Origin of the sequence: Vreelandella subterranea (assembly GCF_900111305.1) — a bacterium.
In the GTDB taxonomy this organism is placed as follows: Bacteria; Pseudomonadota; Gammaproteobacteria; order Pseudomonadales; family Halomonadaceae; genus Vreelandella; species Vreelandella subterranea.
Genome location: NZ_FOGS01000002.1, coordinates 230,493 through 257,242, shown reverse-complemented (window position 1 = coordinate 257,242; position 26,750 = coordinate 230,493). Strand labels below are relative to the sequence as shown.

General features: G+C 58.4%; 22 protein-coding genes. 15 read left to right on the top strand and 7 right to left on the bottom strand.

All coding sequences use genetic code 11. The features are described from left to right. Positions 1 to 50: 50 nt before the first annotated feature. From BMX75_RS04030 to cysN, 5 genes are all read left to right on the top strand, one after another. On the top strand, positions 51 to 722 hold the full coding sequence (locus BMX75_RS04030; protein ID WP_066317736.1) for an NUDIX domain-containing protein: 672 nt from the start codon (positions 51 to 53) through the stop codon (positions 720 to 722). Positions 723 to 724: 2 nt separating this feature from the next. Beyond that, positions 725 to 1,171, top strand: a complete 447-nt coding sequence (locus BMX75_RS04025) for a DUF1249 domain-containing protein (protein ID WP_066317733.1) — start codon at positions 725 to 727, stop codon at positions 1,169 to 1,171. Next, positions 1,171 to 1,905 carry a metallophosphoesterase gene (locus tag BMX75_RS04020; RefSeq protein WP_092825487.1) on the top strand — a complete coding sequence of 245 codons (735 nt, stop codon included), beginning with the start codon at positions 1,171 to 1,173 and terminating at the stop codon, positions 1,903 to 1,905. Before BMX75_RS04025 ends, BMX75_RS04020 begins: the two co-directional genes overlap by 1 nt. Before the next feature lie 156 nt (positions 1,906 to 2,061). Next, a complete protein-coding gene (gene cysD, locus BMX75_RS04015) occupies positions 2,062 to 3,024 on the top strand; it encodes a sulfate adenylyltransferase subunit CysD (protein ID WP_422822052.1) in 963 nt (320 codons plus the stop codon). Between the two features lie 240 nt (positions 3,025 to 3,264). Next, positions 3,265 to 4,701, top strand: a complete 1,437-nt coding sequence (cysN, locus tag BMX75_RS04010) for a sulfate adenylyltransferase subunit CysN (protein WP_092825485.1) — start codon at positions 3,265 to 3,267, stop codon at positions 4,699 to 4,701. A gap of 103 nt (positions 4,702 to 4,804) precedes the next feature. Here the strand turns inward: cysN and BMX75_RS04005 are convergent, their stop codons facing one another. Genes BMX75_RS04005 through BMX75_RS03995 form a run of 3 tightly spaced genes read right to left on the bottom strand, consistent with a single transcriptional unit; the run spans position 4,805 to position 7,072 of the window. Continuing rightward, complete coding sequence (locus tag BMX75_RS04005; RefSeq protein WP_092825483.1) at positions 4,805 to 5,614, bottom strand: ABC transporter substrate-binding protein; 810 nt, start codon at positions 5,612 to 5,614, stop codon at positions 4,805 to 4,807. A 34-nt stretch (positions 5,615 to 5,648) separates the two neighbouring features. Continuing rightward, the gene (locus tag BMX75_RS04000; protein WP_092825481.1) at positions 5,649 to 6,371 is read right to left on the bottom strand and encodes an ATP-binding cassette domain-containing protein; all 723 of its coding nucleotides are present in this window, start codon (positions 6,369 to 6,371) and stop codon (positions 5,649 to 5,651) included. After that, positions 6,368 to 7,072, bottom strand: a complete 705-nt coding sequence (locus tag BMX75_RS03995) for an ABC transporter permease (protein WP_092825479.1) — start codon at positions 7,070 to 7,072, stop codon at positions 6,368 to 6,370. Before BMX75_RS03995 ends, BMX75_RS04000 begins: the two co-directional genes overlap by 4 nt. 118 nt (positions 7,073 to 7,190) lie before the next feature. Here BMX75_RS03995 and BMX75_RS03990 point away from each other — a divergent pair, with 118 nt between their 5' ends. The 3 genes from BMX75_RS03990 (at position 7,191) to BMX75_RS03980 (ending at position 10,131) form a co-directional block, all read left to right on the top strand. Continuing rightward, positions 7,191 to 8,072 carry a helix-turn-helix transcriptional regulator gene (locus tag BMX75_RS03990; protein WP_092825477.1) on the top strand — a complete coding sequence of 294 codons (882 nt, stop codon included), beginning with the start codon at positions 7,191 to 7,193 and terminating at the stop codon, positions 8,070 to 8,072. Positions 8,073 to 8,291: 219 nt separating this feature from the next. Further along, on the top strand, positions 8,292 to 9,365 hold the full coding sequence (locus tag BMX75_RS03985; protein WP_245748357.1) for an App1 family protein: 1,074 nt from the start codon (positions 8,292 to 8,294) through the stop codon (positions 9,363 to 9,365). A gap of 91 nt (positions 9,366 to 9,456) precedes the next feature. Then, entirely contained in the window at positions 9,457 to 10,131 is a 675-nt protein-coding gene (locus BMX75_RS03980) for a zinc metallopeptidase (protein WP_092825962.1), read from the top strand. 6 nt (positions 10,132 to 10,137) lie between these two features. On the opposite strand, the gene cmoB is transcribed toward BMX75_RS03980, so the two are convergent. Genes cmoB through cmoA form a run of 3 tightly spaced genes read right to left on the bottom strand, consistent with a single transcriptional unit; the run spans position 10,138 to position 13,307 of the window. Then, entirely contained in the window at positions 10,138 to 11,124 is a 987-nt protein-coding gene (gene cmoB, locus BMX75_RS03975; RefSeq protein ID WP_422822051.1) for a tRNA 5-methoxyuridine(34)/uridine 5-oxyacetic acid(34) synthase CmoB, read from the bottom strand. A gap of 15 nt (positions 11,125 to 11,139) precedes the next feature. Next, positions 11,140 to 12,570, bottom strand: a complete 1,431-nt coding sequence (locus BMX75_RS03970; RefSeq protein WP_092825472.1) for a phospholipase D-like domain-containing protein — start codon at positions 12,568 to 12,570, stop codon at positions 11,140 to 11,142. After that, a complete protein-coding gene (gene cmoA / locus BMX75_RS03965) occupies positions 12,567 to 13,307 on the bottom strand; it encodes a carboxy-S-adenosyl-L-methionine synthase CmoA (RefSeq protein WP_092825471.1) in 741 nt (246 codons plus the stop codon). Before cmoA ends, BMX75_RS03970 begins: the two co-directional genes overlap by 4 nt. 95 nt (positions 13,308 to 13,402) lie before the next feature. Between cmoA and pgi the strand changes: the two genes are divergently transcribed. The 5 genes from pgi to serB all read left to right on the top strand — a co-directional run bounded on the left by pgi (position 13,403) and on the right by serB (position 22,633). Further along, positions 13,403 to 15,097 (top strand): glucose-6-phosphate isomerase, encoded by a 1,695-nt coding sequence (gene pgi, locus BMX75_RS03960; RefSeq protein ID WP_092825469.1) that lies wholly within the window; start codon positions 13,403 to 13,405, stop codon positions 15,095 to 15,097. A gap of 263 nt (positions 15,098 to 15,360) precedes the next feature. After that, positions 15,361 to 17,256, top strand: a complete 1,896-nt coding sequence (gene parE, locus BMX75_RS03955; RefSeq protein ID WP_092825467.1) for a DNA topoisomerase IV subunit B — start codon at positions 15,361 to 15,363, stop codon at positions 17,254 to 17,256. A gap of 124 nt (positions 17,257 to 17,380) precedes the next feature. After that, on the top strand, positions 17,381 to 19,333 hold the full coding sequence (locus BMX75_RS03950; RefSeq protein WP_245748337.1) for a methyl-accepting chemotaxis protein: 1,953 nt from the start codon (positions 17,381 to 17,383) through the stop codon (positions 19,331 to 19,333). 109 nt (positions 19,334 to 19,442) lie between these two features. Beyond that, positions 19,443 to 21,689, top strand: coding sequence for a DNA topoisomerase IV subunit A (gene parC, locus BMX75_RS03945; RefSeq protein ID WP_066317691.1), 2,247 nt, complete (start codon positions 19,443 to 19,445; stop codon positions 21,687 to 21,689). A 20-nt stretch (positions 21,690 to 21,709) separates the two neighbouring features. Then, entirely contained in the window at positions 21,710 to 22,633 is a 924-nt protein-coding gene (serB, locus tag BMX75_RS03940) for a phosphoserine phosphatase SerB (protein WP_092825465.1), read from the top strand. Positions 22,634 to 22,651: 18 nt separating this feature from the next. Here serB and BMX75_RS03935 read toward each other — a convergent pair whose 3' ends face one another. Beyond that, the gene (locus BMX75_RS03935) at positions 22,652 to 23,452 is read right to left on the bottom strand and encodes a DUF6694 family lipoprotein (RefSeq protein WP_340148039.1); all 801 of its coding nucleotides are present in this window, start codon (positions 23,450 to 23,452) and stop codon (positions 22,652 to 22,654) included. A gap of 379 nt (positions 23,453 to 23,831) precedes the next feature. Between BMX75_RS03935 and BMX75_RS03930 the strand changes: the two genes are divergently transcribed. Continuing rightward, positions 23,832 to 24,701 carry an ion transporter gene (locus BMX75_RS03930; protein WP_092825461.1) on the top strand — a complete coding sequence of 290 codons (870 nt, stop codon included), beginning with the start codon at positions 23,832 to 23,834 and terminating at the stop codon, positions 24,699 to 24,701. A 325-nt stretch (positions 24,702 to 25,026) separates the two neighbouring features. Continuing rightward, positions 25,027 to 26,733 carry a 2-isopropylmalate synthase gene (gene leuA / locus BMX75_RS03925; protein ID WP_092825459.1) on the top strand — a complete coding sequence of 569 codons (1,707 nt, stop codon included), beginning with the start codon at positions 25,027 to 25,029 and terminating at the stop codon, positions 26,731 to 26,733. Positions 26,734 to 26,750: the final 17 nt, after the last annotated feature.

Sequence of the window (26,750 nt, the reverse complement as noted above, 5' to 3'; positions counted from 1 at the left end):
CCGGTGGCAAGCATTGATAATAGGACAATTGTTATCACCGGGAGCGCCTTATGGCATCCAGCGCCAGCACGTCTTTGCTCAATACGCCGCTAGGTCGCGACGATGTTGAACTCCACAAACGCGAAACGCTGCATCAGGGCTTTTTTCGCCTGGAAGCGTTAGAGCTTCGCCATCGCCTGTTTGAAGGCGGGTGGAGCGACGTCATGCGTCGCGAGGTCCACCATCGCTTTGATGCCGTGGGGGTGCTGCTTTACGACCCCGAGCGCGATAGCCTGGTGCTGGTTGAGCAGTTTCGTGCCGGTGCCGTCGACGACCCGCATACCCCATGGAAGCTGGAACTCGTGGCGGGTCTCGTCGAGCAGGGCGAGTCACTGGAAGAGGTTGCCCGCCGTGAAGCCCTGGAAGAGGCTGGTTGTCACGTGGGCCAATTGACCAAACTGCATACCTACTATCCCAGTCCGGGTGCCTGTAACGAGCGCGTGACGCTGTTCTGCGGCTTGATCAATACGCAAGGGCTGGGCGGGGTTCATGGCCTGGCTGAAGAGCATGAAGATATTCGCGTTCATGTGGTGTCTTTTCCCACCGTATGGGAACTCATGGGCCAGGGAAGACTCGACAACGCCATGTGCTTGATAGCACTGCATTGGCTGGCAGGTCAGCGGGCGTCTTTACGCGCCGCTTCCCGCCCAATCCCCCCGCAGGGCGAAACCGACGAGGAGTGATCATGGCGAAAATGGCTTATGTCACCGATTTGAAGACGCTCCAAGCCGAGTGCAGCGCCAACTATTTGCGCCTGGTTCGCCTGGTGGGTGACCTGGAAGGCGACCAGCAACGCAACATTGCCTTGCGCGGCGATGACCAGGATTTCGGTGATCTGCAACTCAAGATTTTGCAAAACGCCCCTTACACCACCATGCTGGAAGTGTCCCAAAGCAGCCCCATGGATACGTTGTGGGAAGGTCCCACGATGCGTGTGCATCTTTACCACGACGTTCGCATGGCGGAAGTTACCGACTTTCAGCGCGAGCGCCATTTCAGAGGGCGCTACCGCTACCCTAATGCCCGCATGCACCAGCCGGATGAAAAGCTGCAGTTGAATCGCTTTCTCGGCGAATGGCTGGCCCATGCCCTGGCGCATGGACACACTGTTGACGTGCCGGAGTTGCCCTGATGCGTTTGGTGCAAATCACCGATGCCCACCTGTACGCGGATAAACAAGCGCGATCCCGCGCGGGTGTGCCCTGGCACCACCTGCAGCGGGTGCTGCAGGCAGCTATCGCTGAGCGGCCCGACTTTGTGGTGTTGACCGGTGATGTCAGTCAGGACGAAACGGCAGCCTCTTATGAGCTGGCCGCTGAGACGATGTCGCAGTTGCCCTGTCCGTGGGCCTGGATGGCGGGCAATCACGACCAACCCGCGCTGATGCAAGCAGAGCATCCGTTGGCCGATGAGGTGTCGCTGCCGCCCTGGCGCCTACTGCTGTTGCATACCCCGGTTGAGGGCGAGCCCTACGGTGAGCTGGGCCGTGATGCCTTGGCGGGGCTGTCGGCGAAGCTTGAGGGCGATCACCGACCGACCTTGATCGCGATGCATCATCCTCCCGTTGACGTGGGGGCGACCTGGATGGATGCCATCGGGTTGCAGGACCGCGAGGCGTTCTGGGAGGTCATCAGCGCATTTCCCCAGGTCAAGATCATTCTGTTTGGTCATGCCCACCAGACCTATGCCCAGCATCATCTAGCCAGCACCCATGATGTTGCCGTTTATGGCTGCCCGGCGATTTCTGATCAATTCATGCCCGGGGCAGAGCACTTCATGATCGATGAGGCATCGCGCCCCGGTTATCGCATCCTTGATTTCCACGACCAGCAGTGGGAAACCTGGATCGAGCGCGTCACGGTTTAGCCGCTACGACGGCTTGTTGAACTCATAGGCAGTAAAAGAATAAAAAGATAGTTATTAATTCTTTTGGGTTATTATTGCCAAGACGTTACCCTACCCACATCTTAGCGCTCAGCTTTTGCGCAGTGCCACAGGTTTGTTTTTGTGAGGTAGTCGGCCATGTCCCAGTTTTCCAATCCTTCAGCCGCGTCGCGGCCTGAAATGCCCGGTGCGCCAAGTGCTGCGCGCATGACGCACTTAAAGCAGCTCGAAGCGGAATCGATCCATATCATTCGCGAGGTTGCCGCCGAGTTTTCCAACCCGGTGATGATGTACTCCATTGGTAAAGACTCCTCGGTGATGCTGCACCTGGCGCGCAAGGCGTTTTACCCCGGTACGCCGCCGTTCCCGCTGATGCATATCGACACCACCTGGAAATTCCGCGAGATGATCGAATTCCGCAACCGCATGGCGGCAGAGGCGGGCATGGAGCTTATCGTTCATACCAACGAGGAAGGCCGGGCGGCGAATATCAACCCGTTCGATCACGGCAGCGCCAAGTACACCGACATCATGAAGACCCAGGCGCTCAAGCAGGCGCTGGACAAACATGGCTTTGACGCCGCGTTCGGCGGTGCCCGACGCGACGAGGAAGCGTCCCGTGCCAAGGAGCGTGTCTACTCCTTCCGCGATAAATACCACCGCTGGGACCCGAAAAAACAGCGCCCGGAGCTGTGGAATATCTACAACGCCAAGGTCGACAAGGGCGAGTCGATCCGCGTGTTCCCGCTTTCCAACTGGACCGAGCTGGATATCTGGCAGTACATCTATCTGGAATCGATCCCCATTGTGCCCTTGTACCTGTCAGCCCCGCGCCCCGTGGTCGAGCGCGACGGCATGCAGATCATGGTCGACGACGACCGCATGCCGCTGGAACCGGGTGAAGTGCCCGAAGAGAAGTGGGTGCGTTTCAGAACCCTGGGCTGCTACCCACTCACCGGCGCGGTGGAATCCAAAGCCGCCAGCTTGCCCGAAGTCATCCAGGAAATGCTGCTGACCAAGACCAGCGAACGCAGCGGCCGCGCCATCGACCACGACCAGGCGGGCTCGATGGAAAAGAAAAAGCGTGAGGGGTACTTCTAATAGCATCCAAAAGGTTTTGTAGGAGCGCAATTCATTGCGCGATTAGCAATGATCAAGCCGCCGTCATTCATCGCTTGTAGACGGCCTGATCGCCCGACAAGTCGGGCTCCTACAAGGACTGTGGTGCATGTAGGTTTTTGTAGGAGCCCAATTCATTGGGCGATCAGCAATGATCCTGCCACCCAAAACTAGCCGCGGCACCCAACATCAAGATAAACAACATTATCTAGGAAGTTCGACATGGCCCACCAATCGAATTTGATTGCCGACAATATCGAGCAATACCTGCACGAGCACGAAAACAAGGACCTGCTGCGCTTTATCACCTGCGGCAGTGTCGATGATGGCAAGTCCACGCTGATTGGCCGGATGCTGCACGATTCCAAGATGATTTTTGAGGATCAATTGGCGGCGATCACCCAGGCGTCCAAAACCAGCGGTACCACCGGCGATACCGTTGACCTGGCGCTGCTGGTCGATGGCCTGCAGTCGGAACGCGAGCAGGGCATCACTATCGACGTGGCGTATCGTTTTTTCTCCACCGATAAGCGCAAGTTCATTATCGCCGATACCCCGGGGCACGAGCAGTACACCCGCAACATGGCCACGGGAGCGTCTACCGCCAGCCTGGCGGTGATCCTGATAGACGCGCGCTACGGCGTGCAGACGCAAACCCGCCGCCACAGCTTTATCGCCGACTTGCTGGGCATTCAGCACCTGGTTATCGCGGTCAACAAGATGGACCTGGTCGACTTCTCCGAGCAGCGCTTTAACGAGATCGTCGAAGAGTATCGTGCTTTCGCAACCAATCTGAACGCCCCCGATATTCGCTTTGTGCCGATGTCGGCGCTCAACGGCGATAACGTCGTCAATCCCAGCGAGCAGACCCCCTGGTATTACACGGCGGGCTACGAAGGCAAAACGCTGATTGAGCTGCTGGAAAGCGTCGAGGTCACGTATGACCAGAACCTTACCGATCTGCGTTTGCCGGTGCAGTATGTCAATCGGCCCAACCTGGATTTTCGTGGCTATTGCGGCACGCTCGCGGCGGGCGTACTGCGCCCTGGTCAAGCCGTGAAGGTTCTGCCGTCGGGTAAAACCTCGCGCGTCGAGCGGATCGTGACCTTTGAGGGTGACTTGACGGCGGCGTACCCGGGGCAGGCGATCACCGTCACGCTGGACGATGAAATTGATATTTCCCGCGGCGACTGGCTCGTCAGCGCCGACGAGGCATTGCCGCTGTCAAACGCCTTTGAAGCGGATATCGTCTGGATGCACGAAGATGCGCTGGCGCCGGGTAAACTTTACGACTTCAAGCTCGCCACGCGGGATCTCTCAGGGCAAGTCAGCGCGATTGACTACCAGATCGACGTGAACACCCTTGAGAAGCACGCTGCGGATTCGCTGAGCTTGAATGCCATCGCCCGCTGCGAGGTAGAGTTAACGGCGGCGATTCCGGTTGACAATTATCGCAGCAGCCCCGGTACCGGCAGCTTTATCATTATCGATCGGCTGACCAATGTGACCGTCGGCGCAGGCATGATCCGTGGCGTGGCGAATGCGTCAGAGAGTGGCCCGGCAAAAACCGATTGGGCGGCGTTTGAGCGCGATCTCAACGCCCTGGTGCGTAAGCACTTTCCGCATTGGGAAGCCAAGGATATTCGCCAGCTGCTGTAGGTTTTTACCTGGCATCAACTGGGTAAGATTCGCAATGCGGTGAGATAAAAGCCCCTCCTGCAGCATGCCTGAGGGGCTTTTTGATCGATGACCTGTCGGTAGGTTATTCCGCGTTGGGGAAAAACAGCTGCTGACCATCGACCTCGTAATCAGCGATGGCGGCTTGGCCCTCTTCTGAGACCAGCCATTCATGCCACTGGGCGGCAAGGTCATGCTTCAAGTGAGGGTGGCGCTCTTCCGAGATCAGCAGGCTACCGTACTGATTGAAAAGCGCCTCATCGCCTTCAAACAGTAAGGTCAAGTCCTGCGGGTTTTCAAAAGACACCCAGGTGGCGCGGTCGGTGAGGGTGTAGGCGTTCATGCCAGCTGCCGTATTGAGCGTCGGCCCCATCCCACTGCCCAGCTCCCGGTACCACTCGCCTTGCGGGTTAACGCCTGCGTCCTCCCATAAACGCAGCTCGGCACGGTTGGTGCCGCTGTCATCACCCCGCGAGGCAAAGGCCGACTCGCTTTCAGCGATCTGTTGCATGGCCTCGCTCACCGTCTCGCTGCTTTGAATATCAGCGGGATCATCGCTGGGGCCGACGATCACGAAGTCGTTGTACATGACATCCAGGCGTTCGGTGGCATAACCCTCTGCGACAAACTGCTCCTCGCCTGCCGTATCGTGAACCAGCAGGCTGTCGGCATCGCCGCGCCGAGCGGTTTCAAACGCCTGGCCGGTGCCTACGGCAACCACCCTGACATCGATGTCGGTTTTGTCGGTAAACGTTGGAATGATGGCATCAAATAACCCCGAATTTTCCGTCGAGGTAGTAGAGGCCAGCGTTATGTAGTCGTTATCGGCCAGCGCCAGACCTCCCCAGGCCAGGCTTAGCAGGCTTGCGCTGGTGATGATCGCGGTCTTTTTCATGTCACGATTCCTTCTTTTTGCGAGATGCTCAGGGTTACCAAACCAGCTCACCCTGGATAAATGCGCGACCCTCTGACGAGCGAGGCGCGGAGAAAAATGTCTCGGCGGGGCTGTGTTCCCTCAATTGACCGTTATGTAAAAACACCACGTCGTCGGCCAGGCGTTGGGCCTGATGCAAGTCATGAGTGGTCATCACAATGCGGGTGCCGCTTGCGTGGAAGGTCATGACGGCATCTTCCACGGCTTTGATCGCTGCCGGGTCCAGTGCCGAGGTGGCTTCATCCAGAAACAGCACATCGGGGTTGAGCAGCCAGGCGCGGGCCAGGGCAAGGCGTTGCTGTTCACCGCCTGACAGCACACGGGCCGGACGGTGGGCGAGGCTGGTCAACCCAAAGGTGGCGAGCGCCTGCAGAGCGTCTGCCTTGCGCCTTGCGCGGGGCACGTTGTGAATGGCGAGCACATAGGTCAGGTTGTCGAGCGCCGAGCGGCGCAGCAGTACCGGTCGCTGGAACACCATGGCCTGTACGGGCGTTTTGCCCTGCCAGCGCACCTGCCCGCTGGTGGGGGGCAGTAAGCCGTGGGCAAGGCGCATCAGCAGGCTTTTGCCAGCCCCGTTAGGCCCCATGATGACCGTACGACGGCACCCCGACAGCGTCAGCGAAGTGTGGGCTAACAGCGACTGGCCGCGGTGCTCGAAGCTGACGTTATCCAGCTGCAGGTCGGCAATCGGGGTCTGTGTAGGAAAGGGCGCATTCATCCCAGGCGCCTCTTGGCGGTTTCGCCCATCAGGTGAGCGAGGGCGTTAATCAAGGTTACCAGCGCCAGCAAAATGATCCCCAGGCCAAGGGCCAGCGGCAGGTTCCCCTTGCTGGTTTCCAGCACGATGCTGGTGGTCATGACCCGCGTCACACCCTCGATATTGCCGCCCACAATCATCACCGCACCGACTTCAGCGCTGGCACGGCCAAAACCCGCCAGCATGACGGTGACTAGCCCGACCCGCGCGTCCCAAAGCAGGGTGGGCATCATTCTGGCGGTGGATAAGCCCAGGGATTGAAGCTGTTCGGCGTATTCGCCGTGTAATGCCTCGACTTGCTGGCGCGTCAGCGAGGCAATAATCGGCAACACCAACACCCATTGGGCCACCACCATGGCGGTAGGGCTGAACAGCAGCCCCCATTCGCCCAGTGGCCCGGCGCGCGAGAGCAGCAGATAAACACAAAGCCCCGCGACAACGGGAGGTAAGCCCATCAGGGCGTTCAGCACGATAATCACACCGTTGCGACCGGGAAAGCGCCAAAGCGCCAGGGCGGCACCCAGCGGTAACCCCACAAGCGCGGCGAGCGCAACGGCCACGAGCGATACCTGCAACGACAACGACACAATCGCGAACAGGTCGCTATCCATGTGCAGAATAAGCTGCAGCGCGGTTAAAAAGGGGTTATCGCTAGCGGGCATGGTCAAATAGTCAGCGTGATGTGGTGTAGGTAGGCAGCATGATCGTTAATATGCAAAGATGCATCCTGTGCTGAAATTAGTGCAGCTATATGCAGCATAAAACACTGAGGGCCTGTCGTTGAGCGTCAATTATTTAACCACCAGCGAGGTGGCCGACTATTTACGGCTCAAGGAGCGCAAGGTCTACGACCTGGTGCGCCAGGGTCAGATACCTTGTAGCCGTGTGACGGGGAAATTGCTCTTTCCTCGTCAACAGGTTGATTTATGGGTACTCAACCACCTTGAAGGTGATCAGGCCCAACGCCAGCCGCCGCCTGCGGTGGTGGCCGGTAGCCAGGATCCGTTACTGGAATGGGCCATTCGCGAAAGTCGCTCCGACTTGGCCAGCTTGTTTCACGGCAGCGGCGACGGCGTTCGCCGCCTGCTGGAGGGCCGCGCCATGGTTGCCGGCGTGCATTTGCTCGATCCTGATAGCGGTCAATACAACCAGCCGCATTTATTGGGGTTGGGCGGCGTAAAAGATTTGGTCGTGCTGCGCTGGGCAATCCGGCGCCAGGGGTTATTGATTGCCGCTGGTAATCCTTTGGGGATTACCGGCCTTGCCGATCTGGCTCGCCCCAAGACACGCGTTGCCCACCGCCAACCCGGTGCTGGCGCCGCTCGGTTGTTAACATACCTGCTCGGCAAGGCGGGTATCGCGCCCACCGCGATTGATTGGGCGGCTCACCCGAGCCTGAACGAAGACGACCTGGCGTTGAGCGTGCTGCAAGGCGAGGCGGATGTCGGGCTCGGCGTTGAAGCAGCGGCGCGGCGTCAGCAACTTGACTTTATCCCGCTTTACGACGAGCAGTTCGATTTAATGATGCATCGCCGCAGCTACTTCGAGCCAAGCGTCCAGGCGCTGTTGGCCTTTAGTCGCCAACCCCGCTTCGTTCAGCGTGCTGAGGCATTGGGTGGCTATGATATTCGTCAGATAGGGGAGGTGCTGTACAACGCCTAGCGCCGCACGCACTGGGTATTTGGCTTGACGATTATACAGCAGGTGCCAGACTGATCAGATACTGTTAATGTCTACTCATCGCGAAAAGGAGAGCATGATGAGCCAAACACCGAACGGCAGATATCCGGGAAAATCGCAGAAAGAGTGTCACCCTGGTCAATACGCTTGATGAAGGTGCTTCGCCAGTGGTCGAGCTTCGTTAAGCGGCTTACCCATGTGATGGCCAAGCCCATGAAACGCGATTTTGGCCGCGGCGGCATGATGGTTCACCCCTATCGTGGCTACGGGTCTCAGCGCGAAATTTTCGTCATGGGCAGGGTGTTCCGTCAGGCCGCCCTGGGCCGCGCCATCCCCAGGCGCGGCATGCTTCGCGATACAGCCGACGTCGCCCGGCGGATATTCCGTCGCGGATTGTCCGGTGCGGCAGTCGAGCTTACTCTGGGTGGCAATCAGCTGTGTGTTTCCACCGACCGCGATGGCTACTTCTACGTCCACTTGCCGATCAGTCACCCGCTGCCCATCGATGTGTCGTGGCATGTCGCTGACATCAGGGTGCAGGCTGAAGGCCAGCGGCCGGTTCATACCCAGGTAGAAATTTACGTCCCCCCACCCGAGGCAGACTTGGTGGTGATCAGCGATATTGATGACACCGTGATGTTCACCGGCGTGGCTGAAAAGCTCAAGATGCTGTACCGCCTGTTTGTGCGTAAGCCGCACCGCCGTACCGCATTTCCTGGCGTTGCTTCCCTCTATCAGGCGCTGCATCGCGGTGCCAGCGATAAAGCCGAACGGCCCATTCTGTATGTTTCCCGGGGGCCCTGGGCCATCTATGAAATGCTGGAAGCCTTTTTTCAACTCAACCGAATTCCGGTAGGCCCTATCCTGTTTCTAAGGGAATGGGGTATCTCGTGGCGCCATCCCTGGCCGAGGCGAGCGGAGGCACACAAGCGGGATCTGATCGATCATATGTTGGCCCTGTTCGATGATTTGCCGTGTATTTTGATAGGCGATAGCGGTCAGCATGACCCCGAGGTGTATAGCGAGGTGGTCCGCGATTACCCTGGGCGTATCAAGGCCATTTATATTCGCCGTGTCGATCAAGACCCCGCTCGAGAAGAGGCTATTCAGAATTTACGCAACGAACTGGCCGACACCGACTGCCAACTGGTACTGGCCGCCGATAGCGTGCTGATCGCCGAGCACGCCCATGCGGAAGATTATATCTCGGCGCGAGGGCTTCAGGCGGTCAAGCGTGACGTTTACAAAAGCTACCAGGAGGCTGCCAGCGAATAAAATAGGTACTTTCATCCTTCCCGGTCGTCACGTCCTGTAGAAAAGGTGTCTAATAGGTCCTGTCAATCCGTTTGGAGGTCTGGGAGCCATGATGTTCGTTGTGCTGATTATCTTCGCCCTGGCGATTTTTGTGCTGCCTAACCTGTGGGCCAAATGGGTACTCAAGCGTCACACCCAGGGGCGTGATGATTACCCAGGCACAGGAGCAGAGCTGGCCGAACACCTGTTGCGCCGTCTGGGTGTGAAAGGCGTCAAAGTAGAGCGCACCGAACACGGCGACCACTATGACCCTGAAGACCGCTGCGTGCGGCTTACGCCTGACCACTTCGACGGCCGTTCCCTCACCGCCGTGACCGTTGCCGCCCACGAAGTGGGGCATGCCATTCAACACTTTGAAGGCTACGCCCCCCTGCTGGCCCGCAGCCGGTTAGTCAAGGTCGCCCAAAAGGCGGAAAAGCTGGGCGCGATATTGATGATGGCAGCTCCGTTCTTGTTCATTCTTACCCGGTTGCCTGGGGGGCTGGCACTGGTCATCGTCATGGCCGTGATCAGCTTCGGCACCGCGGCACTGGTACATCTGGTCACCTTGCCCGTCGAGTTTGATGCCAGCTTCAACCGGGCCCTGCCGCTACTGAAGGAATATGTGCCCCCTAAAGATATGCACGGCGCCCGGCATGTGCTGACGGCCTGCGCCTTCACCTACGTGGCAGCGTCGCTTGCCAGCGTGATGAACCTGGGCCGCTGGCTGGTGATTTTGCGCAGGTAAATGGTGTTACCCCGGTTTGTTCGCCAATATCACTGCCCGCCGCGGCGCAGGGTAGCCTTCGATAGTGCGGGTGCGGTCGTCGGGATCCAGGAAATCCGCGAGCGACTGGTAGGTCATCCACTCGGTGGAGCGCTGCTCGTCGAGCGTGGTGACCGCTTCATCCACGACGCGCACATTGGTGAAGCCGCAGCGCTCAAGCCAGTGACATAGCGCCTTGGAGGAGGGCAGGAAGTAAACGTTGGGCATGGCGGCGTAGCGTTCGCCGGGCATAAACACCGTCTGTTCATCGCCTTCCACTACCAAAGTCTCCAGCACCAACTCGCCGCCAGGCGCCAGGGCTGCCTTTAGCTGCTGAAGGTGTTCCAGCGGCGCGGGGCGGTGGTAGAGCACGCCCATGGAAAAGACCGTATCGAAAAAGCCCAGGTTCTCCGGCACGTCTTCGATGCCCACCGGTAAAAACTGCGTTCTGCCGCCGTCCGCATCACCCACGAAATGGCGTACCGCCTGAAACTGACAGTAAAAGCGCGGTGAAGGGTCAATGACCAGTACGAAAGCAGCGCCTGCCCCGGCCATCCGCCAGGCGTGGTAACCGCTGCCGCCGCCGACATCGAGCACTTTGCGGTACTCGAGCGGGGCCAGATGGGGGGCCACGCGCTGCCATTTCCAGTCGGAGCGCCATTCGGTGTCGATATGGATGCCACCCAGTTGAAAAGGGCCTTTACGCCAGGGCGCAAGCTTTCTCAGCAGGTTGAAACACTGGCGCTGTTGGCTGTCGGTGAGCTCAATGTCGACCGTCACGGTGTCGCTGTTCAGGTCGACGCGCCGCTCGCTTGGCAGCGCGGGCAGTTTGGCCACGGCTTTTTCCCAGGCGGGCAAGTCGCCGTGGCGGTTGCGGTCGAGGCCGCGCGCCAGTTGTTCGGGCAGGCGCGCCAGCCAGGTGTCCAGACCCTGGTCAATAAAGGCGTGGTAGAGCTCGCGGTGGGGGTGGGGCATGGGTATCTCGCTGTCTTAAAAAGTGCACCAGCCGCTGGCTTCCATCAGTCGATACTGCCAGTAGCGCCAACGAGAGGCGTCCAGGTAAGCCTCGGGGCCGGTGCTGTAATGCTCGGTGTCGGTATTATGCCAGTGGCGTTCGAAGGCTGCGCGGGCCTCGTGGATAATCACATCATTACTGTCGGCGACCCACTCGAGATTGGCTTCGAAGTTGAGGTCGTTAAGGCTGCGCCGGGTGTAGTTGGCCGAGCCCAGCAGCAGGCGGGCGGGGCGCTTGCCAGCATGGCGCAGCACTACTTTGCTATGGGCCTGCTCGCCGTGGGTATCACTCCAGCGTAGCTGGATGCCGGCGTTGATCAGGTCGTTGGCCGCCTGGCGATTGGGAATACCGCTGCCGGAGACGCCAAAGGCATGGTGGTTGGGGTCGAGCAGCACGCGTACCTCAACGCCCTTTGCCGCGGCCCTGACCAGTGCAGCGATCACGCCGCGGTGAGAGAGGTAGAGCATCTCGATATCGAGCCGTTCATCGGCGCGAGCGTCATCAATGAGTGCCAGCAGGGCACCTTTGATGGCGCCTTCGCTAAGCAGGCGCAGGCGCAGGGTGTCACTACTTGCGTCGCCAGCGGCTGCCGTCGGCTGGACGTGGGCGATGGGGACGCCGCTGTGGGCGGCAATTTCGCGTTCGGAAGCGAGCAGGTCGAGGGCGGTATCGCCGGAGACCCGCAGCGCCACGTCCCGGTAGTCGCTGCTGCCGTCATCGGCGTTGGCTGAGCTGACGACGGCGGTCCAGCGATCGCCTTCGTCCACTACCAGGGTCTTACGATGGTTGGCATTGAGGTTAAGCAGGGTCAGATAGCTGCGAAGACCGACCCTGCCCGGACCGATAGGGTTGGGTAGCCAGCCGCCCCGGGGCGAGTGGGGCAGCCAGCGAAAGCTCAGCCGCCAAAGCGCGGTCCAGCTCGGGTTTGGGTCACGCCCGATCGTCAGGTCGGTGGTGGCGACCCGGACGCCAGCCGCTTCAAGGGCTTGGTGGTGGCTAAGTTCGAGCCCGCCGTAGACGGCATTGATAGGATCGGTGATCACCACTATCTCGATATCAGGGCGCTGGTGCTTGCGGTTCAGCAGGGCGTCACGCAGTGCCACCGAAATCTGGCGATGGCAGTCGTGGCGGTCGTCGGCGGGGTCGTTGAACTGGAACATATCCAGTACCACCAGCTTTTCGGCCTGGCCAATCAAGCGCAACATCTCGTCGAAAATCTGCTGTCGGCAGTGGCGTTGGCCGTCGGCACCGACAAAGGTCTCGTCGAGCAGCAGCCGCGGCGCGACAGGTGCCCGCCACTTGCCCTCGGTGTTAAGGCCGGATGGCAAGGGCTTGCGCGAGTGCCACCAAAGGGTGGCGACGTAGAGCACCAGTGCGACCGCGGTCAGGACCACCCAGGTAGTCATGGTTTGAAGGCGATCAGCGAGGCGAAGTTGAGGTATTGGAACCAGGTCATCGAGCGCGGAAAGCCGGCTTGCCTCAGGCGTTCGTGAAGGGCCTCGAGCGTATCCGGCACCAGCACATTCTCGAGCGCGGTACGCTTTTGGCTGATTTCCAAATCGCTGTAGCCATTGGCGCGCTTGAAGTCATGGTAGCGCTCGACACGCCAGGCGTTGTCCCGCTCGTCGGCGTCGACGGTTTTTTCCGATAAAATCAGCACGCCTCCGGGCTCGAGCGCATCGTACAGGCGCTTCAAGAGGGCATCGCGGTCGGCTGGCGGCAAAAACTGCAGCGTAAAGTTGAGAATGATCATCCCCGAAGGTGCATACTCAAGCGTACGAATATCAGCTTCCTCCACCTGCATGGCATATTCGGCACACTCGTCGGCAAAGGTTTGCCGTGCTTGAGTCACCATGGCAGGGGAAAGATCGACCCCCGTGTAGCGAAACGCATCCGCGGGCAGTGCACCGGCAAGGGCCAGCCCTGAAGCGCCCAGCGAACAGCCCAGGTCGTAGACGTGGGCGCCGTGGCGTAGGTGTCGCTGGGCGATCAGGCCCAGCATGCCGAGTATCTGCCCGTAGCCGGGCACCGAACGGCGGATCATGTCGGGAAAGCACGCGACGACCTGTTCGTCAAAGGAGAACCTTGCCACCTTATCCAAGGGTGTCGAAAAGATAGCGTCGCGGTAAGATGCATCACTCATGGTCAAGCCAGGATTATTAATGAGGTTGCGTAGTTTACGCGCCCTTGGTAAACCAGAATAGACCCTGCACGGAACGATGCCACAGGAGAGGGCAAATGGCTGCATCATCACGCACACCCCCCGATTCGCTACCCGCATGGCAAACGCTAAAGCAGCACGCCCAGGCGCTGAAGCATGTCCACCTGAAAAACCTGTTTGGCAACGACCCAGGGCGCTGGACACACTTTACCCGCCAGGTGGCAGGCTTGACCCTGGATCTCTCCAAGCAGCGCTGGGACGACGACACCCTTGAGCATCTGCTGGCGCTTGCGGATGAAGCCGGGGTGCCAGGGGCGATCGAGGCGCTGCTCAGTGGCAAGCGGGTCAACGTCAGCGAAAACCGTCCGGCCTTGCACACGGCCCTGCGACTGCCACCGGGGGCGAGCCTGGACGTGGAAGGGGACGACATAGCGGCGGCGGTACATGAAAGCCTGACGCAAATGGAGCGCTTGGTAGCGCGTCTGCATGCGGGCCAGTGGCGCGGTGCCACCGGCAAGCCGATCCGCCATGTGGTGAATTTGGGGGTCGGCGGGTCGGACCTTGGGCCACAGATGGTCACTCACGCGCTGGCTGACTACCGTCCTGACGATATTCACCCAGTGGAGGTGCATTTTGCCTCGACCATGGATGGCTCGCAGCTTGCCGATTACCTGACGCGCTTTAATCCCGAAACCACGCTGTTTGTGCTGTCGTCGAAGTCGTTCACCACCATCGATACATTGTCCAACGCCAATACCGCTCGCGATTGGCTGATAGGTCGGCTGTCGAAGCACGGTGAGCTACCCAGCGCCAACCCGGTCAGTGAAGAGCTGATCATTCGTCAGCACTTTATCGGGGTATCGGCAAGCCCCGATAAAATGAGCGAATGGGGCATCACGCCCGATCACCAACTCATGTTCTGGGAATGGGTCGGCGGACGCTATTCGCTCTGGGGCACCATTGGTCTGCCGATTGCGCTGGTGGTGGGCATGGAGAACTTCCGCGAGCTGTTAGCCGGTGCCCATGCCATGGACCGTCACTTCCAGGAGGCGCCTTTGGCCGAAAATTTGCCGGTGCTGCTTGGGCTGGCGGGTATCTGGAATGTCAATTTTCTGGATATTCGTGCCCACTCGATTTTGCCTTATGACGGGCGCCTGGAGTATTTTGCTGCCTACCTTGAGCAGCTGGAAATGGAGTCCAACGGCAAGTCGGTGACCGGTCAGGGGCAGGCGGTCAATTATTCCACCTGCCCGGTGCTTTGGGGGCAGTTGGGACCCAATGCCCAGCATGCGTTCTATCAACTGCTCCATCAGGGTACCCAGCCGGTCGTTTGCGACTTTATCGCGCCGCTCAAGCGTTATGATGAGGTGGAGGATCCGGATACCCGCCGCCACCTGAAATCCCAGCACCGGCTGGCGTTGGCCAATTGCTTTGCCCAATCGCGGGTGCTGATGCTCGGCGACGATGCCATTGATGACGATGGCCCGCGCCCGGCGCATAAACGCTACCGGGGCAATCAGCCGTCTACCACGGTGCTGCTGGACAAGCTGACCCCGGCAACGCTGGGTTCGCTGATTGCGCTCTATGAGCATAAGGTGTTTGTCCAGGCGGTCATCTGGGATATCAATCCGTTTGACCAGTGGGGCGTCGAGCTAGGCAAACAGATTGCCACCGATACCCAGAAAATTATCGACCATCAAGGTGACCTGGCGCGACTGGATGCCTCCAGCCGAGGCTTGATTGAAGCCTTTTGGGCGGCTGAACAGGAGTGAGTGGGCAATTGTGTCGTTAGCATATGTCGGCACATAGAAAGGGCGCCGGGGATAGGTCGTAGAGGGGGTTATTTGCCATGGATGGCAAATGTAGCGCCCAGGGATGGGTTTACAGCGCCCCCTCTACGACCTATCCGCGGGGAAGCCCTTTCGTGCTTCGCTATCGATAAACATGGCTGGATATACAGCATTTTGCTTTTCGGCTATCCTGTATCCCTTTGAAAGCATTCATACGTGCATGACCCTTCAGGAATCGACGTTACATGACCCAGTTTGATGCCTCCCAGTACGGCGCGAGTTCCATCGAAGTCCTCTCGGGGCTCGAGCCGGTACGAAAGCGTCCCGGTATGTATACCGACACCTCGCGGCCCAACCACCTTGCCCAGGAAGTCATCGATAACAGCGTCGATGAAGCGCTGGCGGGCCACGCCTCGGCTATCAGCGTCGTGCTGCATAGCGACGGCGCGATCGAGGTGCAGGATAACGGCCGCGGGATGCCCATCGACCTGCACCCAGAGCACGGCGTGTCGGGCGTCGAACTGATCTTTACCAAACTGCACTCGGGCGGCAAGTTCTCGTCGGACAGCTACCGCTTTTCCGGTGGTCTGCACGGTGTGGGCGTGTCGGTCGTCAACGCACTTTCGCGTCGCCTGGATGTCGAAGTGACCCGCAACGGTGCGCGTCATGCCATGGCGTTCGAGTTCGGCGAGAAGGTCGAAGAGCTGCGCGAAATCGGCAAAGCGGCCAAGCGCGCCAGCGGTACCCTGGTGCGTTTCTGGCCGGATGAAAGCTACTTCGATAGCCCCAAACTCGCGCTCGCCAAACTGAAACACCTGTTGCGCGCCAAGGCGGTGCTTTGCCCCGGGCTTTCGGTCACCCTCGTCGAGCCTGACGGCACCAAAACCGAGTGGGCCTACGCCGACGGGCTGCGCGACTACCTGGCAGAAGCCACCGATGGTTATGAAGTGGTGCCAGCCGAACCCTTTATCGGTCACTTCAACGACGATGAAAACGGTGTGGACTGGGCTATCCAATGGCTGCCCGAAGGCGGCGATGCGTTGCTGGAAAGCTACGTCAACCTGATCCCAACTCCCCAGGGCGGGACTCACGTCAACGGGTTTCGCTCCGGGTTGCTGGAAGCGCTGCGCGAGTTCTGTGAGTACCGTAGTCTACTGCCCCGTGGCATCAAGCTTACCGCCGATGACTTGTGGGAACGTGCCTCCTTCGTATTATCGGTGAAGATGCTGGATCCCCAGTTTGCCGGGCAAACCAAAGAACGGCTTTCGTCGCGAACAATCGCGGGCTTTGTGTCGGGGGTGCTCAAGGACGCCTTTTCGCTATGGCTCAACCACCATGTCGACCAGGGCGAAGCCCTCGCCGAGCTGGTGATCAGCGCCGCCCAGCGCCGCCAGAAAAAAGCCAAGAAGGTGGCTCGCAAGAAGGTGACCTCGGGCCCGGCCCTGCCCGGCAAGCTGGCGGACTGCTCGGGGCAGGACCCCGCTCAAAGCGAGCTGTTCCTGGTCGAGGGTGACTCCGCCGGAGGCAGCGCCAAGCAGGCGCGTCACCGCGAGACCCAGGCGATCATGCCGCTGCGTGGCAAAATCCTTAACACCTGGGAAGTCGATACCCACGATATCTTCGGCTCTCAGGAAGTTCACGATATCGCGGTGGCGATTGGCGCCGACCCGGGCAGCGCTGATCTGGAAAAATTGCGCTACCACAAGATCTGCATTCTCGCCGACGCCGACTCCGACGGCCTGCATATCGCCACGCTGCTGTGTGCGCTGTTCGTCAAGCACTTTCCAAGCCTGGTGGACGCCGGGCATGTCTACGTGGCCATGCCGCCGCTTTATCGTATCGACCTGGGCAAAGAGGTTCACTACGCCCTGGATGAGAGCGAAAAAGCCGCGATCCTCAAGCAGCTGGCGCAAAAGCGTGGTACCCCGAACGTTCAGCGTTTTAAAGGCCTGGGCGAAATGAGCCCGCTGCAACTGCGCGAAACCACCATGGCGGTGGAAACCCGCCGTCTGGTTCAGCTTACCCTCAATGAAGGCGACGGCACGCTGGAAATGATGGACATGCTGCTGGCCAAGAAGCGCGCCGGCGATCGCAAGAAATGGCTGGAAGATTACGGCAACCTTGCTGACGTCGAAGTGTAGCGACAGTGTCAATGCTGCATTGGTGTTGAATGGCTAAGGTTGGGCATAAATTAGCCGATAGTGAATAAAGAGCGTACCCAAAAAAGTGCGCCAGTCAGTATCACTTACATCGCTAAAGGGGAAAATGTCCGTGCTCAATACCATTTCGAGGCAGTTAACGCTGGCAGCGTTTGCTCTCATGCTACTCATGGCCGCAAGCATTTACGCCGTTATGGCTTGGCGTGGTCAACCGCAGGTCATAGAGGCAAGCCAGTCGCTTGTCGATCGAGCAGGTGAGTCCATTGTCAACGCAATGAATGCACAGCTGGCACGCGTGGAAGGCAATACGGCGAGTCTGGCATCGCTCGCAGAGTCATTACCCCGCGAGGAATCATTGTTTCGTCAAGCCTTCCCACGGCTTGTCGATGACAGTGGCAACGCCGCCATAGCAGGGGGCGGTATCTGGCCCGAGCCGGATGCCTTTGAGGAGGGGGTCGAGCGGTTCAGCTTCTTCTGGGCGAGAAATGCTGACGGCGAGATCGAGTTTCTGGATGATTATAACGCTGACGATATTGCGCCTTATCACGACGAGGCCTGGTATCAGAATGCCCGCGATGCCGACCCGGGTCAGTGTATCTGGTCAACGGCGTATCGCGACGCCACCACCGGAGTGGCGATGGTGACCTGTAGCGTCCCTTACTACCTTGACGACGAGTTTGCCGGGGTCGCGACCATTGATATGCAATTGGAAGGAATCGCCGAATTTCTGACCGAGAATGGTGATACAACCGGCGGCTATGCCTTCGTGCTTGATAGAGCAGGCAAGGTCATCCATTTTCCTGGCGCTGATCTGGCGACGGATAATATGCAGGGGTTAGCCGATCTGACCAGCGAGATGCCCTGGCTTTCGCCTGTGGTTGAGGCTGTCGAATCAGGCCGTCAGAATGTCCAGGTGGAAACAGCTGGCGTGCTGGATAAGCCTGCCTCGGTTCGTTTGTTCGATATGCAGGATACGGGCTGGACACTGGGGCTCATGACGCCCCAGGAAGAAGTGACGGGGCTGGCGCGGACGTTGACGCGCGATCTGATGGTGGTAATTCTCCCCCTGTTGGCGCTGTTGCTGGTGTTAGGCTGGTGGGGTGGACGTATACTGTTGCGTCAAATCCACAGTACCACCGAGCAGATTGATCAGCTCGGCCAAGGCGGCTCAAGTCGAGAACTGAAGATTTATCGCAATGATGAAATTGGCGAGTTACGCAGTGCGGTGAATCGTTATGCTGAAAAACTACGCCACCTGTTTGATGACGTCAGTCAGGTATCCGATGCGATTGCCAGTGAAGCGACGGACATTGCCTCTGGAAACGCCGAGTTGTCCAGTCGGACCGAACAACAGGCCGCATCGCTCCAGGAGACCTCTTCCACCATGGAAGAAATGGCGACAACCGTTAAGCGCAACGCTGATAATGCCAACGAAGCCGATCAGCGCGTCACGGAAACAACGGAAAAGGTCAGGCGGGGTGGCGAGCAGGTTGCACGCCTGGCTCAGTCGATGGAAGCGATCAATGAGAGCTCGGGAGAGGTTTCCTCGATTGTCGATGTCATTGAAAACATTGCATTTCAAACGAATATCCTGGCACTCAATGCATCTGTCGAAGCGGCTCGAGCCGGGGAACACGGGCGAGGTTTTGCCGTCGTCGCCAGTGAAGTTCGCGAACTGGCTTCCCGGAGTGCTACATCGGCTCGCAACATCAACGACTTGATCAAGACCACGTCTCAACAAATTGAAACCGGTAGCGGCTATGCACGTGATGCAGAAGCTGCCATGCAGGAAATTGTGTCGGCGATTGAGGAAATCGCCCAACGTATCGCGGAGATCAGTCAAGCGTCCGGCGAACAGACCCACGGCATTGATGAAATCAACCGTGCTGTTTCGCAAATGGATACGGTCACCCAGCAGAATGCAGGGCTTGTCAGCCAAGCATCAGGAGCGGCCAATGAACTTTCTGTTCAGGCCCAGCGCCTGAAGAGTTTACTTGATGATTTTCAGCGCGATAATCAACGCTCCCCGGATGCGATACCACTTTCGGGGCCTCAGTGACGTTATTGACATGACGTAAGCAACTACTAACGCATTGAGTATCAATGTGTAGCAGGAATAGCCGCTCCCGTTGGGGCGGCTTTGCTTGTCAGGAAAGGATGAATACCCTATGGATATTCAGGTAGCGGAAGGCGACGTCGAACGCTTGTCCTTGCGCGATTACACTGAAAAAGCGTATCTCGACTACTCGATGTACGTGATTCTCGACCGCGCCCTGCCCAACATTGGCGATGGCATGAAACCCGTGCAGCGGCGGATTATCTATGCCATGCGCGAGCTGGCGCTGCATGCCAACGCCAAGTACAAGAAGTCGGCGCGCACCGTCGGCGACGTGCTGGGTAAATTCCATCCCCACGGCGACAGTGCCTGCTATGAAGCCATGGTACTGATGGCCCAGCCGTTCAGCTATCGCTATCCGCTGGTGGACGGTCAGGGCAACTGGGGGAGTCCTGACGATCCCAAATCGTTTGCCGCCATGCGCTACACCGAAGCCAAACTCTCCAGGTTTGCCGAAGTGCTGCTCAGCGAGCTGGGCCAGGGGACAGTCGACTGGGTGCCCAACTTTGACGGCACCATGCAGGAACCGCTGGTGCTGCCCGCACGCTTGCCGCATGTGCTGCTCAATGGCGGCACCGGGATTGCCGTGGGGATGGCCACCGATATTCCGCCGCACAATGTGTCTGAGGTCGTGGACGCCACCTGTCACCTGTTACGCAATCCGCAGGCCACGACGACCGACCTGATGGACTTCATCCCCGCGCCGGACTTCCCGACCGACGCGGAAATTATTACCCCCCGGGAAGACCTGCGTAAGCTCTATGAATCCGGTCGTGGTTCGGTCAAGCTGCGCGCTCGCTACGAGCGGGAAGGCGCCAATATCGTGATCACCGCGCTGCCGTATCAGGTCAGCGGTGCCAAGGTGCTGGAACAGATCGCCGCCCAGATGCAGGCTAAAAAGCTGCCCATGGTGGCCGACCTGCGCGATGAATCCACCCACGAAGAGCCCACCCGTCTGGTGATCGAGCCGCGCTCCAACCGCATTGACGTTGAGTCCTTGATGGACCACCTGTTTGCCACCACGGATCTGGAAAAGAACGTGCGGGTGAACATGAACGTGATTGGTCTGGATGGCCGCCCGCGGGTGATGCCGCTGCCCGAGATGCTGGGTGAATGGCTGCGCTTCCGGCGTGCTACGGTGCGCCGCCGCCTGGAACACCGTCTGGGCAAGGTGGAAGATCGCCTGCATATTCTGGAAGGTCTGCTCACCGCCTACCTGAATATCGATGAGGTGATTCGCATTATTCGAGAGGAGGATGAACCGAAGCCTGCCCTGGTAGCGGCCTTTGGTCTCTCAGAGCGACAGGCGGAAGCGATCCTCGAGCTGCGCCTGCGTCATCTTGCCAAGCTGGAAGAGATGAAAATCCGCGGCGAGCAGGATGAACTGGAAAAAGAACGCAAATATCTACAGGGGCTGCTGGGCAGCGAAGCCAAGCTGACCACGCTGATCGAAAAAGAGATTCGTGCGGCGGGTAAAGAGCATGGCGATGAACGCCGCTCGCCACTGGTCGCCAGGGCCGACGCCAAGGCATTGTCCGAAGTCGAGCTGCTGGGGGCTGATCCGATCACCGTGGTGCTGTCTGAGAAGGGCTGGATTCGCTCCGCCAAGGGCCATGATATCGACCCTGAGGGGTTGTCCTATAAAGCAGGCGACCGTTTCCAGTTGGCTGCACGAGGCAAAACCAATCAGCCTTTGGTGCTGCTGGATGATACCGGACGCGCCTATACGCTCAGTGCCCATAACCTGCCCAGTGCACGGGGGCAGGGGGAGCCGGTCACCGGGCGTGCGAATGTGTCGGCCGGTGCGCGGATGGCCGGGTTGATGCTGGCACCTGCCGAGCGGCGTTTTGTATTGGCGAGCGACGGCGGGTACGGCTTTATCGCCCGCCTGGAAGCGCTTACCGGTAAAAACAAGGCAGGCAAGGCGGTGCTTAGCCTGCCTAAAGGCTGCAGTGTGATGGCACCGGTTGAAGTGCCCGAGGGTGACAAGCTCTGGGTGGCCTCGGTCTCCAACGAAGGCCGACTATTGCTGTTTCCCCTGGAGCAATTGCCTGAAATGGCCAAGGGAAAAGGCAACAAGATGCTGGATATTCCCGGTCCACGCGCCGCACGCCGTGAGGAATTCGTGCGCAGCATCGCGGTAATTAAAGACAGCGATTCCCTGGAACTGCATGCCGGTAAGCGAAAGCTCACGCTGAAAACCGATGACCTGGCCTATTATCGCGGCGAGCGGGGTCGGCGGGGCAGCAAGCTGCCACGCGGTTTCCAAAAGGTCGACTGGATAGGGGCAGGGGACTAAACAATGGCAGGAATTGAGTGATGGCAAGCGGCGATTTGATCTTAACCGTATTGGCTCCGCGTCTAACCGCGGAGATTCAGTCCCAGGTGGATGCCCTGAGGGTGCAATTTGGCTTGCAGGAAACGAGCGCCCGACGGTTGTCGGATACAGCGCAGGGCGCGCGCATCGACTGCCTCGAACTGTGCCTGAGTGGTGCCGATGCGGATCTTGAGGCGCTGCGACATGCAGCGCTGGTTTTGAGCGAAACCTTGAACGTGGATATTGTGGTTCAGCAGAACCTGCGCAAGCAGGTGCAGCCTCGGCTGGTGTGCTTCGATATGGATTCCACGCTGATCAAGGCCGAAGTGATTGACGAGCTGGCCTATCGTCATGGCGTGGGCAATGAAGTGGCCGAGGTTACCGAGCGGGCGATGCGTGGTGAGCTGGATTTTCAGCAAAGCTTTCGCGAGCGGATGAGCAAGCTGGCTGGTTTGGACGAGTCTGTGTTGGCGGATATCGCCGCCGAGCTACCCTTGATGGAAGGCGTCGAGCGGCTGATGGCGAACCTGAAACGCCTGGGGTATCGCACCGCGATTCTCTCTGGAGGTTTCACCTACTTCGCTGACTACTTGCAGCATAAGCTCGGCTTCGATGAGGTTCATGCCAACGAGCTGGTCATCGAGAACGGCAAGGTCACCGGCGAGGTGCGCGAACCGATTGTCGACGCGGACCGTAAAGCGGAGCTGCTGGAAACCATTGCCCGGCGTGAAGGCTGGACACTCGAGCAGACGATTGCGGTGGGCGATGGCGCCAATGACCTCAAGATGCTCGCAACCGCAGGTTTGGGTATTGCCTATCGCGCCAAACCCATGGTGCGGGCACAGGCGCGCCAAGCCATTTCACACCTCGATATTGATGCGGTGCTGTACCTCATCGGTTACCCAGACGCCGATTTGACCGACTGATAGCTGTTAGGGCCCTTGCTAGGGCCCTGACAGCTTGCTGGAAGAAGCGGCCATGTCGCCATACTCTTCACGCAGCTCGGCGAGCCTCTCTCGCTGTCGCTCGCTTAGCGGTGTCGCGTCCCAAAGTGGCTTGCCTTCGGCGTCGTGCAAGCCCTCGATGGTGACATCGAACTGGGCATCATCGGGAATCTCGCGATTACCCCAGGGGCCAAAACGGTTGGGCGCCAGGCGCCATTGAGCGCTTTCGCCAGGGGCTAAACCGCCGGGAATCACATAGTAAAACGTTTCATCGACCCAGGGCGTCTCGAGGCCGGGACTGCTGACAATGCCCCTGAGTGACAATTCCGAGATACGCTGGTCAGAGCCGTTGGTGACGTCCAGTTCAATAATCGGCTCCAGCGCTCCGTAGGGGCTTGTGCTCATGTAAAAATCGGCGCTGTCGAGGGTCACCTGAGCCCGTTGCTTGCGGTCATGCTCTGCATTAGCCTGCTTTTCTTCAAGCCGGTAGAGAATCCCCAGCGCCTGACTTCGCTCCCGTGCCCGGCGGTTGCGTAACAGCTCATTGGCTTTCTCTATCGCTTCGTCACCCGTCAGCCCATGCATGTAAGCGTTGGCCGATTCGGCGATTTCCGCGGCGTTCATCGGTCTTGGATTAAGTATATCGATACCGTCGAACGATGACATCGCCATGATGGTTAGCGCTTGGTCAAATTCGTCGCGTTTGTAAGGGGGCAGTGAGTCGCGCACTTTTTCGACGGATACAACAGCGGCGGGCATTGAACTGGTATCAATCCTGGGTTCTGAACAACCCGCAAGCATTATCAATGCAAAGGATAATGCAGATAGCCTTAATGGACGTCGCATCTCCCCAAGGTGCCATGGACGCATCTGCCTATTAACCAGGAAGGTGCGTAAATGTACCGAAGTGGGTGGCGGAGTGGTTTTCAATGAGCCAATCATCTGACTGCGAAAGACGTTGAGGGCCGTCAGCAAGGTGCCTGATAACAGTCGTATGGTTATCCGAAACAGTGTCATGGGAGCTATCCAACTTAAGAACTAAAAATCGCTTGTCATCATGGCAACGATGTCGGCTCCGACATGGGGTGCCGCAAATGAAACAGGAGGATATCACTTGTAGTGTCGTTGTGAACTTTTAGTATAAAGTGTCGCCGTTCATCCATGCGAGCCTATTGACCTTATGAATCAACCTTTCGACACATGGCAGCAGCGTTTCGAAACCCTGCGTTCGAACAAGTTCTTTGAAGCCTTTGTGATCGCAATTATCGTCGTCTCGGCGCTGGTGATCGGCGCAAAAACCTACGAAGAAGAGACCTCGCGTTTCGAACAATGGCTTCTCTATCTTGATCTGGCCATCACGGTTTTCTTCCTGATAGAGATCCTCATCAGAATAGCGGCTGAAGGCAGTCTGGTGCGCTTTTTCAAGAGAGGTTGGAACGTATTTGACTTTGTTATCGTCACCGCCAGCCTGATTCCCATGGACGATTCCGAGATGGTACTGCTGGCAAGGCTGTTGCGTATCTTCCGCGTGTTGCGCCTGGTCTCGATGATTCCTGAGCTGCAAATGCTGTTGTCGGCGCTGGTGAAGTCTATCCCGCGTATGGGTTACGTGGTGCTGTTGATGTTTATCATCTTTTACATATACGCCGCGATTGGCAGCTTCTTGTTTGCCGATATCGACAGTTTCTTGTGGGGCAATATTTCCATCTCGATGCTGACGCTGTTCCGCATCGCAACGTTCGAAGACTGGACGGACATTCTCTACGTCACCCAGGAAGTCTACGCCTGGAGCTGGATTTACTACCTGACGTTTATTTTCCTGACAGCGTTTATTTTCCTCAATATGATGATTGGTATTGTGCTGGACGTCATGCAGAAAGAGAGTGCTGCACTCGACCTACTCAATAACGAAGGAGACGTCGATGAAACCCAGAAGCTACGCTACGAAGTCAGCGAAATACGCAGCCAGCTAGACCGTATGGAGGCGACCCTATCAGGGCAGTCGGCTGACAATGCGCGCACGCATGTTGACAAACACCGTCAAGACTGATTTTCTAGGGGGCATGAATACATCCATGAACACCTTTGCGCTAGACCTACGACTACTAAGCGCCCGTCTCTGAATACTCAGGGTCGGGCAGTGCTGTTGGCATTGTCGTTGGTTTTATTAGTGGCGAGGTAGACATGGTTACAAACACTGGAATTATTGAATCAATTCAATTTGTAGGGTGCCGCCCTGTTATAACTGTGCGCCCGACAAATTCTCATGATCTGCGCCCCATGGCCTTTATTGGCGATGGGGCGTTTTTCGTTGGCACGCCCGCCGCCGTCCATCCAATCGACTATTTTCACCCTATTTGCCCAGGAGAGCCGTCATGATGTTGTCTGATCCCGCCAAAAAATACCGCCAGTTTGTTGCGGTGGACCTGCCTGACCGCCAATGGCCCAGCCAGCGGATTGAAACGCCGCCGATCTGGTGCAGTGTTGACCTGCGGGATGGCAATCAGTCATTGATTGACCCGATGGATCATGAGCGCAAGCAGCGTTTGTTCGACATGCTGCTGAAGGTCGGCTTCAAACAGATTGAAGTCGGCTTTCCCTCTGCTTCGCAAACCGATTTTGACTTTGTCCGCACGCTGATCGAACAAGACAAGATCCCGGAAGATGTGACCATTCAAGTGCTGACCCAGGCGCGTCCGCACTTGATTGAGCGCACCTTCGAAGCCTTGAAAGGTGCCAAGAACGCGATCGTGCACGTTTACAACGCCACCGACCCGATGTTCCGGCGCGTGGTGTTCAACGTGGATAAAGCCGAATGCGTGACTATTGCCACCGAGGCCACGGCGCAAATTCGCGACCAAATGAAGGCAGCGCCTGAAACCAACTGGACCTTCCAGTACTCGCCTGAGCTTTTCACGACCACAGAGATGGATTTTGCCGTCGAGATCGTCGAGGCGGTCATGGAAACCTTCGGGCCTAGCGCCGATAACCGGATGATCGTCAACCTGCCGGCCACGGTAGAAGTCGCCACGCCGAATAACTATGCCGACCAGATCGAGTGGTTCTGTCGCAACGTCAAAAATCGCGACCACTTGATTGTCAGCGTTCACCCGCATAATGATCGGGGTACCGGTGTGGCGGCTGCCGAGTTGACGCTGATGGCGGGGGCTGATCGCGTGGAAGGCACGCTGTTTGGCAATGGCGAGCGCACCGGCAATGTCGATATCGTCACCCTTGCCATGAACATGTACACCCAGGGGGTTCATCCGCAGCTCGATTTCTCCAATATCACCCCGGTGATGCGCGAAGTGGAGTACTGCAACCAGCTGCCGGTGCACCCGCGCCATCCTTACGTGGGCGATCTGGTGTTTACCGCTTTCTCCGGTTCCCACCAGGATGCGATCAAGAAAGGCATGCTGGACCGTCGCGCCAACCCCGATGCTTTCTGGGACGTGCCCTATCTGCCTATCGACCCGCTGGATGTAGGTCGTAGTTACGAGGCGGTGATTCGGGTCAACAGTCAGTCCGGTAAAGGCGGGGTGTCGTACCTGCTGGAGCAGGAACACGGTATCGAGCTGCCGCGTCGGCTTTCCATCGAGTTCAGCCAGGTGGTGCAGGAAGTGGCCGACCGCACCGGTAAAGAGATTACCTCTCAGATGATTTACCAGGCCTTTGCCGATGAATATCTGGAGCAACGCTCGCCCTTTGCGCTGGTCAACCACCGTTTATCGTCGGAGCCTGATAGCCCCAAGGTAACGCTGGACGCCGTGGTCGAGCAGGATGGCGAGCGTCAAACGCTCAACGGCGAGGGTAACGGACCGCTCGCGGCCTTTGTAAAAGCGCTGGCTGCTGCCGGGCACGATGTGGAAATCATCGACTACCATGAGCACTCCCGCGGCCAGGGTGCCGATGCAGAGGCCATTGCCTATGTGGAAGTCCGCATCGACGGCAAGGCGGTGTTCGGTGTCGGCAATGACGAAAGCATTACAAGCGCCTCGATGAAAGGTGTATTGAGCGCCATCAATCGCCATTACTCTAATCAGGAACCGGCAGCGAATGTGACGGCGGAAACACTGGCTTGAACGATGTGCTGACGGTC